Source organism: Limnohabitans sp. (assembly GCF_036804465.1).
Taxonomy (GTDB): Bacteria; Pseudomonadota; Gammaproteobacteria; order Burkholderiales; family Burkholderiaceae_C; genus Limnohabitans.
Map to the genome: position 1 here is coordinate 143,593 of NZ_DAIRSK010000001.1, position 15,091 is coordinate 158,683.

General features: G+C 54.0%; 15 protein-coding genes. 13 read left to right on the forward strand and 2 right to left on the reverse strand.

Annotation, left to right across the window (positions count from 1 at the left end):
- Positions 1-59: 59 nt before the first annotated feature.
- The 13 genes from V7Q41_RS00690 to V7Q41_RS00750 all read left to right on the forward strand — a co-directional run bounded on the left by V7Q41_RS00690 (position 60) and on the right by V7Q41_RS00750 (position 12,831).
- Positions 60-1,547: a nucleobase:cation symporter-2 family protein gene (locus tag V7Q41_RS00690; protein ID WP_333841473.1), complete on the forward strand. Its 1,488-nt coding sequence runs from the start codon at positions 60-62 to the stop codon at positions 1,545-1,547.
- Positions 1,548-1,744: 197 nt separating this feature from the next.
- Complete coding sequence (locus tag V7Q41_RS00695) at positions 1,745-2,434, forward strand: TerC family protein (RefSeq protein WP_333841475.1); 690 nt, start codon at positions 1,745-1,747, stop codon at positions 2,432-2,434.
- 185 nt (positions 2,435-2,619) lie between these two features.
- Positions 2,620-3,654 (forward strand): ABC transporter substrate-binding protein, encoded by a 1,035-nt coding sequence (locus tag V7Q41_RS00700; RefSeq protein ID WP_333841477.1) that lies wholly within the window; start codon positions 2,620-2,622, stop codon positions 3,652-3,654.
- A 15-nt stretch (positions 3,655-3,669) separates the two neighbouring features.
- On the forward strand, positions 3,670-4,494 hold the full coding sequence (locus tag V7Q41_RS00705; protein ID WP_333841479.1) for an ABC transporter ATP-binding protein: 825 nt from the start codon (positions 3,670-3,672) through the stop codon (positions 4,492-4,494).
- 15 nt (positions 4,495-4,509) lie between these two features.
- The gene (locus V7Q41_RS00710) at positions 4,510-5,277 is read left to right on the forward strand and encodes an ABC transporter permease (protein ID WP_333841482.1); all 768 of its coding nucleotides are present in this window, start codon (positions 4,510-4,512) and stop codon (positions 5,275-5,277) included.
- A 204-nt stretch (positions 5,278-5,481) separates the two neighbouring features.
- Positions 5,482-6,057, forward strand: coding sequence for a hypothetical protein (locus tag V7Q41_RS00715; RefSeq protein ID WP_333841484.1), 576 nt, complete (start codon positions 5,482-5,484; stop codon positions 6,055-6,057).
- Between the two features lie 8 nt (positions 6,058-6,065).
- A complete protein-coding gene (locus tag V7Q41_RS00720; RefSeq protein ID WP_333841486.1) occupies positions 6,066-7,709 on the forward strand; it encodes an ion transporter in 1,644 nt (547 codons plus the stop codon).
- Positions 7,710-7,831: 122 nt separating this feature from the next.
- Positions 7,832-8,743 (forward strand): ion transporter, encoded by a 912-nt coding sequence (locus V7Q41_RS00725; RefSeq protein ID WP_333841487.1) that lies wholly within the window; start codon positions 7,832-7,834, stop codon positions 8,741-8,743.
- Positions 8,744-8,751: 8 nt separating this feature from the next.
- Positions 8,752-9,711 (forward strand): ion transporter, encoded by a 960-nt coding sequence (locus V7Q41_RS00730; RefSeq protein ID WP_333841489.1) that lies wholly within the window; start codon positions 8,752-8,754, stop codon positions 9,709-9,711.
- A gap of 14 nt (positions 9,712-9,725) precedes the next feature.
- Positions 9,726-9,935: a hypothetical protein gene (locus tag V7Q41_RS00735; RefSeq protein WP_333841491.1), complete on the forward strand. Its 210-nt coding sequence runs from the start codon at positions 9,726-9,728 to the stop codon at positions 9,933-9,935.
- 12 nt (positions 9,936-9,947) lie between these two features.
- A complete protein-coding gene (locus tag V7Q41_RS00740) occupies positions 9,948-10,520 on the forward strand; it encodes a DUF4337 domain-containing protein (protein WP_333841494.1) in 573 nt (190 codons plus the stop codon).
- 25 nt (positions 10,521-10,545) lie between these two features.
- Positions 10,546-12,147 carry an ion transporter gene (locus V7Q41_RS00745; protein WP_333841496.1) on the forward strand — a complete coding sequence of 534 codons (1,602 nt, stop codon included), beginning with the start codon at positions 10,546-10,548 and terminating at the stop codon, positions 12,145-12,147.
- Between the two features lie 69 nt (positions 12,148-12,216).
- Complete coding sequence (locus V7Q41_RS00750) at positions 12,217-12,831, forward strand: flavin reductase family protein (RefSeq protein ID WP_333841499.1); 615 nt, start codon at positions 12,217-12,219, stop codon at positions 12,829-12,831.
- 16 nt (positions 12,832-12,847) lie between these two features.
- Here the strand turns inward: V7Q41_RS00750 and V7Q41_RS00755 are convergent, their stop codons facing one another.
- Complete coding sequence (locus tag V7Q41_RS00755; protein ID WP_333841501.1) at positions 12,848-13,813, reverse strand: cation diffusion facilitator family transporter; 966 nt, start codon at positions 13,811-13,813, stop codon at positions 12,848-12,850.
- 70 nt (positions 13,814-13,883) lie between these two features.
- Positions 13,884-14,858: a Bug family tripartite tricarboxylate transporter substrate binding protein gene (locus V7Q41_RS00760; protein ID WP_333841503.1), complete on the reverse strand. Its 975-nt coding sequence runs from the start codon at positions 14,856-14,858 to the stop codon at positions 13,884-13,886.
- Positions 14,859-15,091: the final 233 nt, after the last annotated feature.

Here is a 15,091-nt window from a genome sequence, read left to right on the forward strand (position 1 = left end):
AACAAACTATGGTTTTTTTGCATACAGTTTTGTATGCAAAAATCAACCAAGGAGCAACTATGACCTCATCCACCCATCCTGTCGACGAACATCTCCCGACGGGCAAACTCACCGCCCTGGGCTTACAGCACGTGCTTGTGATGTACGCGGGCGCTGTGGCGGTGCCCCTCATCGTGGGCCGCGCTTTGAAGCTCAGCCCTGAACAAGTGGCCATGCTGATCTCAGCCGACTTGTTTGTCTGCGGCTTGGTCACTCTCATTCAATCCTTGGGGGCCACACAGTGGTTTGGCATTCGATTGCCCGTCATGATGGGCGTGACTTTTGCGGCCGTGGCACCGATGGTGTCTATGGCCAACGCCAACCCAGGCGATGCTGGTGCACAGCTTATTTTTGGCGCCATCATGGGCGCAGGTGCCATCTCCATCCTCATCGCGCCGCTGGTCAGCCGCCTGCTGCGCTACTTTCCGCCCGTGGTGACGGGCACCATCATTGCCGTCATCGGCATCAGCTTGATGCGCATCGGCATCAACTGGATTTTTGGCAACCCCTTTGGCCCTACCGCACCTTCCATCGTCAACCCAGAACACGCCAAGTGGTTGTCGGATGCAGCGAGTGTGGCCTCTGTTCCCGGATCAACCTTACCAGCAGTACCCAAAGATTTGGCCCTGATGGCCAAAATGCCCAACCCAAAATACGCCGACCTGACTGGGGTTGGCATCGCTGCTTTGGTGCTGGTGTCTATCTTGATGATTTCAAAGTTTGCCAAGGGCTTTATTGCCAACATCTCTGTGCTCTTGGGCATCGTGATCGGTGGCGTCGTGGCCACCAGCCTGGGTCTGATGAACTTTGACAAAGTAGGCAGTGCCGAGTGGTTTGGCTTTGTCACGCCGTTTCAATTTGGTGTGCCTGTGTTTGACCCCGTCCTCATACTCACCATGACCTTGGTGATGATTGTGGTGATGATCGAGTCCACCGGTATGTTCTTAGCGTTGGGGGAAATGACTGACCGCCATGTGGACCGTGCCGCGCTCACCCGCGGTTTGCGCACCGATGGATTGGGCACGCTGATTGGCGGAATTTTTAATACCTTTCCTTACACCAGCTTCTCGCAAAACGTCGGTCTCGTCGCCGTCACGGGCGTGAAGAGCCGCTTTGTGTGCGTGGCGGGCGGCATCATCCTCATCTTCTTGGGCGTCATCCCTAAGATGGCTGCTTTGGTGGAGTCCTTGCCCACTGTGGTTTTAGGCGGTGCTGGGTTGGTGATGTTTGGCATGGTAGCCGCCACCGGGATTCGCATCTTGGCAGGCGTGGACTTTAAAAACAACCGCTTCAACAGCTTGGTCGTCGCCATCTCGATTGGCATCGGCATGATTCCGCTGATCGCACCCAACTTCAAGCAATGGATGCCACACAACCTCCACCCACTGATTGAGTCTGGCATTTTGTTGGCCTCCATCTCTGCCGTCGGGCTGAACCTATTCTTCAACGGCGCGTCTGAAGACGACTCAGCCGCAGTGGCTGCAGCCCGTCAAGCCGACAGCCACTGATCAGCTCAATGCTTTTGCACCGCCCGCCTTCATGGCGGGCTTTTTTTTGGACACCTCGCGCTAGGCTGTTTTCAAAGAGATACATAAGCACTATTACGAACCAAGCCAAATGGACCGCCCGTTACACTGACCCAGCAAAAAAATGCTCTGCGCCTCACAGGACGCAGAAAAACACCCCCTTTGTCTGGAGCAACATAATGGAATTACTACAAAGCACCGACTTTTGGCTAGGATTGTTGTTGATCATTTGGATCAACATCATCTTGTCTGGAGATAACGCGGTCGTCATCGCTTTGGCAGCACGCAGCTTGCCACCTGAACAGCAGAAAAAAGCCATCCTGTTTGGCTCTGGTGCGGCCGTGGTGCTACGCATCGGCTTGACCGTGGTGGCCGCCATGCTGATGAATTTGGAATACCTGCAAATCGTGGGCGGCGTCTTGCTTTTGTGGATAGGCGCGCAACTCTTGGCAGGTGAAGACGAGGACGAAGGCGAAGGCAGCGAACACAGCAGCTTGTTTTCAGCCATCCGCACCATCTTGATTGCCGACTTGGTGATGAGCTTGGACAACGTCATTGCCGTGGCGGCGGCAGCCAAAGGCGACCAAGTGTTGCTGATCATGGGCTTGGCCATCAGCATTCCCATGGTGATTTTTGGCAGCACGCTGATGATCAAACTCATGGAGCGCTTCCCCATCATCATCACCTTGGGCGCAGCTTTGATTGGCTGGGTGGGTGGAGAGACGGTGGCCAGCGATGCTGTGCTGCGCGATTTCAGCGCTGCCAACCCATGGTTTCACCTCACTGCTGCAGTCTGCGGTGCTGTGCTGGTATTTGCCTGGGGTAAATTCAACCAAAGCCGAAAACACAAACCAGCGGCTGCCCAATAAGCAAGCAAGCATGGGCGCACCGCGGCGGTGCGCTAAACCAGATTGGTGCAAACCCTTTTTGTATACAAACCAAATTCGCGCACAATTTGATCCAAAGGCCCTGCAAACAGGCACCTATCCATAGGCACCCATATTGCAAGCTTGAATACATCATCACTTTTTCAAATTGATTTTCAAAGGCTCACATGATCAAACGCACCTTCATCAAAACCACCCTTGGCTTGGCACTGGTTGCTGGCTTTGCAAGCGCCTCGGCCCAAACCACGCCCTTGAAATTCCAACTCGATTGGCGCTTTGAAGGCCCCTCTGCCTTTTTCTTGGTCCCCGTGGCGAAAGGCTATTTCAAAGACGCCAAACTCGATGTGACCGTGGACGCGGGCAACGGCTCTGGCGGAGCAGTCAACCGCGTAGCCTCTGGTGCTTACGACATTGGTTTTGCTGACTTGGCAGCCCTGATGGAATTCCACGCCAACAACCCAGATGCGCCCAACAAGCCTGTGGCCGTGATGATGGTCTACAACAACACGCCAGCCTCCGTGATGGCCCTTAAAAAATCGGGCATCAAAACCCCCGCTGATCTGGCGGGCAAAAAGCTAGGCGCACCTGTGTTTGACGCGGGCCGTCGGGCCTTCCCCATTTTTTCTAAGGAAAACAACGTAGGCGCTGTGAACTGGGTGTCCATGGACCCACCTTTGCGCGAAACCATGTTGGTGCGTGGCGATGTGGACGCCATCACGGGCTTTACCTTTACCTCACTGCTCAACATCGAAGCCCGCGGCGTCAAAGCTGAAGAAGTGGTCGTCATGGAGTACCCCAGCTACGGCGTGAAGCTCTATGGCAACGCCATCATTGCATCACCCAAGCTGATCAAAGAAAACCCCGCCGCGCTCAAAGCCTTCTTGTCCGCTTTTGCCAAAGGCGCGAAAGACGTGATCGCGGACCCCACCAAAGCCATCGAAAGCGTCAAAGCACGTGACGGCATCATCAACAGCGAACTCGAAGCACGCCGCTTGAAGCTGGCCATCGACACCGTCATCAACAGCCCCGACGCCCGCGCGGAAGGGTTTGGACAAATCAAAGGCCCTCGCCTGAGCCTGATGGCCTCTCAAGTGTCGGACGCATTCAACACCAAAACGCGCGTGAAGGCTGACGACATTTGGAACGGATCTTTCCTGCCTACAGCCAAAGAACTCGACGTGTTGCCCAAGGGTAAGAAGTAATCTAGGCACTTCTGCATGAGCGCTGCACCTGAACACTTCGTCGACTTTCAAAACGTCTGGCTGGCCTACAACGATGAGTTGTTGGCGCACAAACACTTTGCGGTTGAAGACATCAACCTGCAGGTCAAACAAGGTGAATTCATTGCCATTGTGGGGCCCTCGGGTTGCGGCAAATCCACCTTCATGAAGCTCACCACGGGTTTGAAAAAACCCAGCCTTGGCAACATTTATGTGGATGGCCAGCCCGTCAACGGCCCGCTCAAAATCAGCGGCATGGCGTTTCAATCGCCCTCGCTCTTGCCTTGGCGCACCACGCTGGACAACGTGTTGCTGCCGTTGGAGATCGTGGAGCCTTACCGTTCCAACTTCAAAACCAAAAAGCCAGAATACGAAGCGCGCGCCATCCAATTGCTGCAAACCGTGGGCTTGGGCGGCTACGAGCGCAAGTTTCCGTGGGAGCTGTCGGGCGGCATGCAACAACGGGCCAGCATATGCCGCGCGTTGATTCATGAACCCAAAATGCTGTTGTTGGACGAGCCATTTGGTGCGCTTGACGCCTTCACCCGCGAAGAGCTGTGGTGCATCTTGCGCGACTTGCATGCGATGCAAAAGTTCAACGTCATCTTGGTCACCCACGATTTGCGCGAATCGGTCTTCTTGGCCGACAAGGTGTATGTGATGAGCAAGAGCCCTGGCCGCTTTGTGGTCCAGCGCGACATCGATCTGCCCCGCCCGCGTGATTTGGAAGTGACCTACACCCCCGAGTTCACCCACATCGTCCACGAGCTGCGCGGCTACATTGGCGCCATGCGCAAAACCGGCGCAGCCATTCAGCAGTAACTTCAACCCCAGACCATGAATAAAAAACAACTCGAAACTTGGGCGCCATGGGGCTTGCTCGTGGCCACCTTGCTCTTGTGGCAAGCCGCGTGTTCGCTGTTCAATGTCTCTGAATTTATCTTCCCCTCGCCGCTGCGCATTTGGGAACAAATGGTGGAATTTCGCGACGTCATTGCAGGCCATGCCTGGCGCACCTTTTGGGTGACCATGGTCGGTTTTGGCATTGCCATCGTGGTGGGCGTGTTGTTGGGCTTTGTCATTGGCAGTTCGCCCTTGGCCTATGCCGCTGTTTATCCACTCATGACGGGTTTCAATGCGCTGCCCAAAGCCGCCTTTGTGCCGATCTTGGTGGTGTGGTTTGGCATTGGCGTGGGGCCAGCCATCTTGACCGCCTTCTTGATCAGCTTTTTTCCCATCATGGTCAACATCGCCACAGGCTTGGCCACGCTAGAGCCAGAGCTCGAAGATGTGCTGCGCGTCTTGGGTGCCAAGCGCTGGGACGTGCTGGTCAAGGTAGGTTTGCCACGCTCCATGCCTTACTTTTATGGCTCACTCAAGGTAGCCATCACTTTGGCGTTTGTGGGTACCACTGTGTCAGAGATGACCGCGGCCAACGAAGGCATTGGCTACTTGTTGATTTCTGCGGGCTCTGCCATGCAAATGGGCTTGGCGTTTGCTGGGCTTGTGGTGGTGGGCGCCATGGCCATGATCATGTATGAACTCTTCAGCATGATTGAAAAACACACCACGGGTTGGGCGCACCGAGGCTCACAAAATAACTGAGTTTTGAGCTTTCAAACCCATTCAAAAAGCCGCTCGTGAAGCGGCTTTTTAACGTCTTTACCCCTTAAAAGTGGCAAAAACTTCATCGAATTTATAGATATAAATCTACAAATTCATTTAATTTGCGAATATCATAATCCTTATTATTTTCGGGTTTTTCGGCACAGATCTGCCGATTCCCTTACTCACTGAATGGCGCAACTTATGGCATCTTCCTCAGTCCCCAGTACCGAACATCAAAACCTCGGCCCCACTTCGTCGGACAAGATTTTCTTGGCTTTTTTGGTTGCTGTCATCGCCGCTGTCACGTGGCTGGGCATAGTCAACTACAAAGAAGCGCTCAAAGTCGAGACCGCCAAAAGCCATGGTGAAGCTTGGGTGGCATGGTTGACCGAAGCGGGCACCACGCGCTTTGAAGCCGACACCAAACTCATCGCCTGCAAGGGTGGCGTCAAACCCGCTGCCGATGCCAAGGCCGACACCCCTGGCACTTGGGGCGCTTGTTTGGCCCACATCATGGCCAACACGGAGCTGAAAGACCAAGTCAACACGTTTTTCAACAAGCCCCCTCACTTTGTGGCCGCTTGCGACCCCAAAGACCGCACGTTGATGGGTGCCTTGCTGCTGGAAGACTTGATGCCTACCCCCCCAGGCTCAGCCACGCCCTTCGTGGCGTCACAACTGTTGGAAACCGACAGCATTGACTACAAGATGCAGCTGCGTCTTTCTGTGTGTGACAAGGGTGGCTCCGCCATCAAAGTTGCCGAGTTTGAATTCTGAGGTCTGACATGCAAACACAATCCAAACAAGACAAATTCCTAGAAGACCTCGACATCAAAGCCATTCTGGGCCAAGACGTAGAAGCCAACATCGACCCCAACCTGCCCATGCGCAAGTGGTTGTACTCATGGCTGCTCGATCCCAACATTCCTGGTAACTTTCAAAAAGACTTGGACAAGTGGGTCAGTATTCTGATCATCGTCAACTTGTTCACCTTGATGTTTGAACATGTGCCTGCGGTGTTCGAACCTTACCAATTTTGGTTTCAGTGCTTTGATATTTTCTCGGTGGCTGTGTTCACCATTGAATACGCCCTGCGCCTCTACCTCGCGCCTGAAGACGAAGAATTCAAGCATCGCAAAAATGCACGCCTAGGCTTTGCCACCAGCCCATTTGCCATCATCGACTTCTTGGCGATTGCACCTTTCTACTTGCAGGCCTTCATCCCAATCGACTTGCGCGTGTTGCGATTCCTGCGACTGCTGCGAATCATGAAGCTGTTTCGCGTCTTGATTCCTGCCATCGCAGAATTCAAAGAACTCAACCAAGGCCGCACCTTCCGTCAAAAGGTCCACGCTTTGGTGTTCCCCAGCAACTACGGCGGCACTTTGCAACACATGTTCGATGTGTTCATTGGTGTGTGGGTGATCTTGTCTGTGTTGGCCGTGATCTTGGAATCGGTCAAGGGCATCAACTACATCCTGCATATGCAATTCGTCATCTTAGATGCGGTGGCAGTGGCGATCTTCACTGTCGAGTACTGCATGCGCATGTACGCTTGCGTGGAAGAGCCAGGCTACAAAGGCGCCTTCATCGGTCGCTTCCGTCAGGCCAAAAACCCCTCCACCTTGATTGACTTCTTGGCCATCTTGCCCTTCTTCCTTGAAGTGTTCTTGCACCACCTGATCGACTTGCGCTTCTTGCGGGTGTTCCGTTTGGCACGATTGCTCAAACTCACCCGTGGTAGCGATGCCACCGCCGTGTTGGTCAAAGTGGTGGTGCGCGAATGGCCTGTGATGGGCGCTGCCACCTTCATCATGATGCTGTTGTTGGTGATGACTGCCAGCTTGGGTTACTTGTTTGAGTACGACGCGCAGCCTGAGAAGTTTGAAAACATTCCCACCTCCATTTATTGGGCGGTCATCACTTTGGCCTCTGTGGGTTATGGCGACATTTCACCCGTCACACCGATGGGCCGCGCCGTGACCAGCATCTTGGCTTTGATGGGCATTGGCATCTTTGCCATCCCCGCTGCTTTGTTGGCCTCGGCCTTCAGCGATGAGTTGGTGAAAGAGCGCGACCTGCTGAAAGCCAAGTTGTTTGCGATCTTGAAAGACGGTCACATCAGCGATGCAGAAGCCGCCATCATTCGTTCAGAAGCCAAGCGCTTGCATTTGACGATAGAAGAAGTCAACCAATTGATTGAGGTAGTGATCAAAGAGCACGAACTCGAAGAGCGCAACCCGCTGCCCATCCACAAAATTGCCGAAAATCCAGCCTTGGCTGTGGAACATTACAAAGTCTTGTTGGGTCAAATACGCCAGTTGGGTGTGCAAGTTGATGCCGCACAATTTGACCAAATCGCCCAATCTGGCGAACGCTTGACCGAGAAAGAATTTGCCTTGTGGCAAAAGATTCAAGGCAAAGCTTAAGCAAGGTCTAAGCGCCGCTTGGCTTGATTTGGCAAGCCCCATCACAAGCGGTCACGCACGGGTTGTGTGACCGCTTGTTTTTTCAGACACTTCATAGCTTTCAATAGCGTTAGATCTTCGCCATGACAACAGGTTTCAAGAAAACACTGATGGAAATTTTGGATGGCTCGCCCAAACATGCGGCGAGCCATTACGTTGAATGGGCCATCACCTTGGTGGTACTGGTCAACTGCTCTGCGGTGATTCTTGATTCCGTTCCCGAAATTCACGCCCAATACAAAGACTTCTTTCATGAGCTGGAGTTTTGGAGTGTGATGTTCTTCACGGCCGAATACATTTCTCGCGTGTGGTCGCTGGGTGCCAAGTACGGTCCCGCGAATGGCGGCACTTGGAAGGGCCGCTTTCAATACATATTCAGCCCCTTTGGCTTGATCGATTTCTTTGCCACCATGCCCTACTACTTGCATGTGTTCTTCCCCACGCTGGACTTGCGCATCCTGCGCGTGTTGCGACTGCTGCGAATTTTGAAACTCTCCAAATACAACACCGCGCTGCAAGACTTGTTTCATGCCATTCACTCCGAGCGTCAAGCGTTTGGCTCTGCGGTGTTTTTGCTGACCATCGCCACGGTTGTGTCGGCTTCGCTGATGCACTTTGCTGAGGGCCATGCGCAACCTGAGTTGTTTGGCACGATTCCGCATTCCATTTACTGGGCCATCATCACCATCACTTCAGGCTATGGCAACGTTGAACCCTTGACCAAAGCAGGTGAGGCGATTGCACTCATCACAGGCTTTTTGGGTGTGTGCATGGCCGCGATCATGACTGGCATCGTGGCCTCAGCTTTCTCCAACCAAGTGGCACGCAAAAAAGCCGCGTTCGAGGCGCAGCTTCGCGAAGTTTTCAAAGACGGCAATATGTCTGAAGAAGAGCAAGAAACACTCAAAAACTTGCAAGCGCACTACCGACTGTCAGATGAGCAGGTCGAAGCCATGCTGCTGCGCGCCCAAAATAAATTGTCCGGCAAACCATGAGCGCTTCCATGAATTCCTCAGCCGTCAGCCACTCCACATACCAGCGCATCAAACGCCGCACCTTCGAAATATTGGAAGGTGCGGTGCCTGACAAGTACAGCCACTTTGTAGAAATATTTATTGCCGTTTTGGTGGTGGCCAACGTGATTGGCATCATTTTGGAGTCAGTGCCAGAAATTCATGACGCTTACCTGCATGAGTTTCACTTGTTTGACATGCTCAGTGTTGCCGTCTTCTCGGTTGAATTTATCCTGCGCGTTTGGTGCAACAGCGAAAAATACATCCACAGCGGTGGCACAGCTTGGCAAGGCCGCAAAGCGTATTTATTTAGCTTCTACGGCATCATCGACTTTTTGAGTACGGTGCCGTTTTACTTGCAATTGCTCTTCCCGGGTGCAGACCTCCGTGTCTTGCGCATGTTCAGATTGCTACGAATTTTCAAACTCTCGCGCTACAACAGCGCGTTCGATGACATGGTGGCCGCCGTCAAAGCTGAAAAAGATTCTTTCTCCTCTGCCGTGTTTTTGCTGTTCATCAGCTGCTTGCTTTTCTCGTCCCTGATCTACATCATCGAAGGCCATGACCAGCCTGAGGTGTTCCCCTCCATCCCCGCAGCCATGCATTGGTTTGTCATCACCATCGTCGCGGGTTGGGGCAACGTCGACCCTGTGACGTTTGTAGGCACCATCTTGGTCATCCTCACCCAAGTGCTGTCCATTGCTTTGGCTGCCATCTTGACAGGTGTGGTCGCTACAGCCTATAGCGCACAAGTGGAACGCCGCCAAGCTCTTTATGAGATGGAGGTGCGCAATGTGCTGGCCGATGGTGTTGTCACAGAGGCAGAACTGACCCAACTTAAACTCATGCAAGCCAAGCTGGGAATGTCTGATGAGCAAGTTGCATCCATCAAGCACCAGATGGAAGAAGAAAAGCAAATCGCCGAAGCCAACAACAATCGACTCAACTAATAACGAAAGCCACCATGGACAACCGTGCTTACGAAAAATACAAGCAAGAAAATCCGGATGTTTACACACCGCTTTCTACCTATGACTACGTGGACCAATTCGTCCACCAACTCACCAACGCCGAATTGGTGGTGTGCGTGGTCGCAGCCGTGTTGGCTGTGTTGGCCGTGTTTAAAATTTTCACCAAACGAAAAGACAAACATTCCGACGATCACAAAGAGTAAGAGGAAAACACCATGAGCGAAGTTCCAGAAACTGAATTGCCAGACCATGGCAATGACCCTTTTCGCACCCGTTGCGCCATGCTGGTATCCCTGCTGGCCATGTGCTTAGCGATTGCCAGCTTAGGCGGCAACAACGCTGCTAAGGAGAGCATGAGCAACAACATCTTGGCTGCCAACGCCTTTGCCTTCTACCAAGCCAAGAACATCCGTCAGACCGACTACAAAATTGCGGCTGACGATCTGCGCATTCAATTGACCCATGACAAGCTCTCCCCCGCGGCCAAAGCCATGGCAGAGAAAAAGCTAGAAGGCTACGAAAAAAACATCGCCCGCTACGAATCTGAGCCAGAAACGGGTGATGGCAAAAAAGAGCTCATGGCCAAAGCCAAGGCACATGAACATGAGCGCGACATTGCGCTGCGCCAAGACCCTTGGTTTGACTCCGCTGAAGCACTTTTACAAATCGCCATCGTGTTGACCTCGGTGGCCATCTTGACGGGCGCTGTGGTGCTTTTTTGGGTGCCTTGCGTGCTCGGACTAGTGGGCATTTTTTCAACCATCAACGGGTTCTTGCTGTTTATCTAACAGCAATGAATCTGATGCAAAGTCCATGACCGAACACGCCCATAAACCCCAAACATCCTTGCTGGCTCTCGCCTACCAGTGGCTGTTTGACCCCGAGTTCAAGCATGGCTTTAACCACACGGTGGAGCGCTGCATCGCCTTCCTGATTGTGGCCAGCGTCTTTGCGGTGCTGATCGAAAACACGCCCGAGATTTACAACAGCTATGCGGGTTGGTTCCATTGGTTTGACGTGATCACCGTGGGCATCTTCACGGTTGAGTATGTGATGCGTGTGGCCACGGCGCATTTGCACCCCGACTTCGCTGGCAAAAGCATGCCGCGCTTGCGCTACGCCTTGAGCTTTTATGCGCTGGTTGACCTGATCGCCATTGCGCCTTTTTACTTCGCACGTTTTGTGGATGTAGACGTGGAAATGTTGCGCGTGTTGCGGATCATGCGGCTGGCTCGGATGTTCAAGCTGTCACGTCAAATCATTCCTGCTTGGCGCGAATTTCAAGAACTCAACCAAGGCCGCACATTTCGCGCCAAAGTGTTTGCCCTGCTCGAGCCCACCGGTCACTCGGGCCGCTTGCATGCCTACCTCGACAACTTCATTGTGTTTTGGGTGGCCTTGTCCATCTTCTGCGTGATCTTTGAATCGGTGGCATCGATGCGCGCCTTGTTTGCGGTGGAGTTTCATGTCATCGACGTGATGGCTTTCACCATTTTTACCATTGAGTACATCGCACGCGTGTACTCAGCGCCTGAAAACCCAAAGTACCACCACCGCATGGCACGCTGGGCGCACATTCGTTCGGGCCCCGCCATCATCGACTTGCTGGCGATTTTGCCGTTTGTCTTAGAAAGCCTGTTGAGCCAACATGTGGACCTGCGCTTTTTGCGCGTGTTTCGCTTGGTGCGCATGCTCAAGCTCACGCGCTACACCTCAGCGCTGGAAACCCTCTACAAAGTGGTGCAACGCGAGTGGCAAGTTATCTTTGCCTCGGTGTTTGTGATGATGTTGTTGGTGGTGCTAACCGCCAGCTTGGGCTTCTTGCTTGAGCATGAGGCACAGCCTGACAAGTTTGAAAACATTCCCCAATCCATTTACTGGGCCATCATCACGTTGGCCTCGGTGGGCTATGGCGACATCTCCCCCATCACGCCCATGGGCCGCGCCCTGACGGTGGTGTTGGCGCTGGTGGGCATTGGTATTTTTGCCATCCCTGCGGGCTTGTTGGCTTCGGCCTTTACCGACCAGTTGCGCATTGACCGCGACGCCTTCAAACAGCGCCTCATGCTGGCCTTTGAAGACGGCATGCTCAACGGTGCGGAGCGCGAGCTCATCATTGCCGAGGCCGAGCGTTTGCACTTGTCGCACGAAGAGGTCACACGCCTGACCAACGAAGCCCGCGCAGAGTTTGCAGCCAAAGAAGCCGAAAACCACACCCACGCCAACGGCTTGGTGCTAGATGCCAAAGCACACCCTGCCTTGGCCGCTGCGCAGTTCAAACTGCTGGTTGATCAACTGAGCTTGATTGCCCAAGCCACGGGCGAAGACGCCTTGCGCAAGAGCTTGGCACACATCAAAACCGACTCCCAGGCCGAGCTAGATGTCTTGGCCATTGTGGCCAAGCGCCATCTCTAGGTTGCACACAAGCAGCAGCTTTGCAAGTAGGTGACAGCCTGCTCGCGGTTTTGCGTTTAAGGTACCCACATGACGCATTTTTACGACCCCCGCCACGGCCACGGCCTGCCCCACGACCCCTTCAATGCCATCGTTGGCCCACGCCCCATCGGCTGGGTATCGACCCGCAGCAACGACGGCATTTTGAACCTCGCCCCCTACAGCTTCTTCAACGCTTTTAACTACATCCCGCCCATCATTGGCTTCTCAAGCACCGGCCTGAAAGACTCGGTGCGCAATGTGCAAGAAAACGGCATCTTTGTCTGGAATCTCGTCACCCGCCCGCTGGCCGAGGCCATGAACCAAACCTGCGCCCCCGTGGGCCCAGAAGTGAATGAGTTTGAATTGGCAGGGCTGACCACCGCCCCTTCACGCGTGGTGGACGTGCCGCGCGTGGCCGAGAGCCCTGTGTCGTTTGAATGCCGCAGCACGCAAATTATTCAACTCGAAGGCTTGGACAAACAAAAAGTGCCCACCTGGCTGGTGCTAGGCGAAGTGGTGGGCGTGCACATTGCCGACCACTTGCTCAAAGACGGCATTTACGACACCGCCAATGCAGGCCACATCTTGCGCGGCGGCGGCCCAGCCGACTACTTCAGCATTGGACCGGAGCAACTGTTCAAGATGTCGCGCCCCAAGGCATAAAAAACCATTGGCAGCGTCAAGTGACACGCTCGCCCAAAATTGGATGGTGGGCTTGGCATGAAGTCATCACCGCCTCTTGGGTGACTTGCAAAGTCACATGCGATATGTCAAAGGCCTCATGCAAACGCGCTTGGGCGTTTTTAAAAAATGCGGCATCTGGATAGCCCGTAGGAACAATCAGATGCGCTGTCAGCGCCACCTTGGAAGTGCCCATCGCCCAGATGTGCAAATCAACCACCTCGGTCACGCCCTCTAACGAGCCTAAAAAATCATGCACCGCCCCTGGATCAATCTCATGCGGCACGCCATCAAACAACAAGTGCAGTGACTGCTTGAACAGACTCCATGTACTCAGCACAATCACAACAGCAATCAGCAAACTCGCGACAGGGTCAAGCCAATTCCAGCCGCCAAAAAATGCCAATGCACCAGTGATCACCACACCCAAAGACACCAGAGCATCGGCAACCATGTGCACAAACGCACCACGAATATTCAAATCGCCCTTGCCTTTTTCCATGAACAAAAGCGCCGTGGCGGCATTGATGCCAATACCGATGCCGGCCACCCACATCACAGTTTCACTTTGCCCTCGCAGGCTCAGCACTTCGGCAGACATCAGGCGACCCACTGCCTCCCAAGCCAAACCACCCATGGCCACCAAGAGCAACAACGCATTGGCAAAAGCTGCCAAGATGGTGGCGCGTTGCCAGCCATAGGTGTGCCGCGGATTGGGCCGCAGCTTGGTGGCCCATACGCCTGCCCAAGCCAATACCAAGCCTGCCACATCACTGAGGTTGTGGCCGGCATCAGCGAGCAGCGCCAGTGAGTCCACGCGCCAGCCATAAAACGCCTCGACCGCCACAAAGCCCAAATTCAATGCAATACCCAAAGCAAATGCACCACTGAAGTCTTTGGGCGCGTGGACATGAGAATGGCCTGATGAATGACCATGTGGGTGGTGGTGTTCGTGCAAGCGCATGTCTTATGGCCCATTCAATTCAAATATTGGTGGCTTGGTTTTCAACACCTAAAAATGAACAAGCCGCCGCTTAATCTGCAGAGATTTTTGCGTTCAACACCACGGGGCGCCAGCGCTTGATCTCGCGTTGAATGAGTTGCCCAAAGGCCTCAGGCGATGCGGGCGTGGCAGTGGCCCCTTCGGTTTTGAGTCGGGCGACCATCTCAGGTGCCGTCAAGTTGGCATTGACCACTTGGTTGAGTTTTTGCACCACGGCAGCGGGCGTGCCCGCAGGGGCCACCAAGCCATACCACTGGTCCGCTTCAAAACCCTCTAGGCCTTTGACGCCCGACTCTGCCAATGTCGGTACATCCGGCAACAAGTCCAAACGCTTGGGGCTAGAGACGGCAATCGCGCGCAATTTGCCAGCCTTGACCATCGGCACCAGCGCAGGCGCACCGGTGAACACCATTTGAATTTGTCCGGCGATGGCATCGGTCACCGAGGGGGCGGTGCCGCGATAAGGCACATGCACCACAAAGGTTTGGGTGGAGAGTTTGAAATACTCCATGGCCAAATGCGCCGCACTGCCATTGCCACCCGAGCCGTAGTTGACCTTGCCTGGATTGGCCTTGAGGTATTTCACCAGCTCGGTCACGTTGTTGACAGGCATGGAAGGATGAACTGCCAACACATTGGGCACCTTGGCCACCCAGGCCACGGGCACAAACGATTTGATGGGGTCATATGGCAAATTGGGGTACACGGCAGGCGCCACGGCCAGAGTGCCCACGTGGCCCATGAGCAAGGTGTAACCATCAGGCGCCGCTTTGGAAGCACGATCAGCACCCACCGTACCGCCCGCGCCAGCCACGTTTTCAATCACCACAGGTGCGCCCGTGCTCTCAGAAATTTTTTGGCCAATGGTGCGCGCCAACACATCAGGGCTGCCACCCGGTGTGAATGGCACGATGATGCGAATCGGTTTGTTGGGATAGCTGGGGTCAGCCCAAGCGGGGGCACTAGCCAAGCTGGCGAGTGCTATCAAGAACGTCGATCGTTTCATCATTCAATTCCAATAAGTTTTGCCGACAGATGCTACAGCGAACTGACGTCACGCCAGTGCTAATTCTGGGAATTTTGCAACAGGCTTGAGATTCACCCGAGGTGAAAGCCCGTGTGGCATAGTTGGGTGGTGACATCCAAAAGGGTTCACCCGATGACGCAAAAATTCATTGCGTAGCAGATCAACCAGTGCAGCCGCGTCATCAAAGAACGCGATATTGCCACCGAATCACC

Excerpts from the sequence above, each read along its gene's own strand:
- V7Q41_RS00690 (WP_333841473.1), top strand. The coding sequence starts at position 60 with ATGACCTCATCCACCCATCCTGTCGACGAACATCTCCCGACGGGCAAA.
- V7Q41_RS00695 (WP_333841475.1), top strand. The coding sequence starts at position 1,745 with ATGGAATTACTACAAAGCACCGACTTTTGGCTAGGATTGTTGTTGATC.
- V7Q41_RS00700 (WP_333841477.1), top strand. The coding sequence starts at position 2,620 with ATGATCAAACGCACCTTCATCAAAACCACCCTTGGCTTGGCACTGGTT.
- V7Q41_RS00705 (WP_333841479.1), top strand. The coding sequence starts at position 3,670 with ATGAGCGCTGCACCTGAACACTTCGTCGACTTTCAAAACGTCTGGCTG.
- V7Q41_RS00710 (WP_333841482.1), top strand. The coding sequence starts at position 4,510 with ATGAATAAAAAACAACTCGAAACTTGGGCGCCATGGGGCTTGCTCGTG.
- V7Q41_RS00715 (WP_333841484.1), top strand. The coding sequence starts at position 5,482 with ATGGCATCTTCCTCAGTCCCCAGTACCGAACATCAAAACCTCGGCCCC.
- V7Q41_RS00720 (WP_333841486.1), top strand. The coding sequence starts at position 6,066 with ATGCAAACACAATCCAAACAAGACAAATTCCTAGAAGACCTCGACATC.
- V7Q41_RS00725 (WP_333841487.1), top strand. The coding sequence starts at position 7,832 with ATGACAACAGGTTTCAAGAAAACACTGATGGAAATTTTGGATGGCTCG.
- V7Q41_RS00730 (WP_333841489.1), top strand. The coding sequence starts at position 8,752 with ATGAATTCCTCAGCCGTCAGCCACTCCACATACCAGCGCATCAAACGC.
- V7Q41_RS00735 (WP_333841491.1), top strand. The coding sequence starts at position 9,726 with ATGGACAACCGTGCTTACGAAAAATACAAGCAAGAAAATCCGGATGTT.
- V7Q41_RS00740 (WP_333841494.1), top strand. The coding sequence starts at position 9,948 with ATGAGCGAAGTTCCAGAAACTGAATTGCCAGACCATGGCAATGACCCT.
- V7Q41_RS00745 (WP_333841496.1), top strand. The coding sequence starts at position 10,546 with ATGACCGAACACGCCCATAAACCCCAAACATCCTTGCTGGCTCTCGCC.
- V7Q41_RS00750 (WP_333841499.1), top strand. The coding sequence starts at position 12,217 with ATGACGCATTTTTACGACCCCCGCCACGGCCACGGCCTGCCCCACGAC.
- V7Q41_RS00755 (WP_333841501.1), bottom strand. The coding sequence starts at position 13,813 with ATGCGCTTGCACGAACACCACCACCCACATGGTCATTCATCAGGCCAT.
- V7Q41_RS00760 (WP_333841503.1), bottom strand. The coding sequence starts at position 14,858 with ATGAAACGATCGACGTTCTTGATAGCACTCGCCAGCTTGGCTAGTGCC.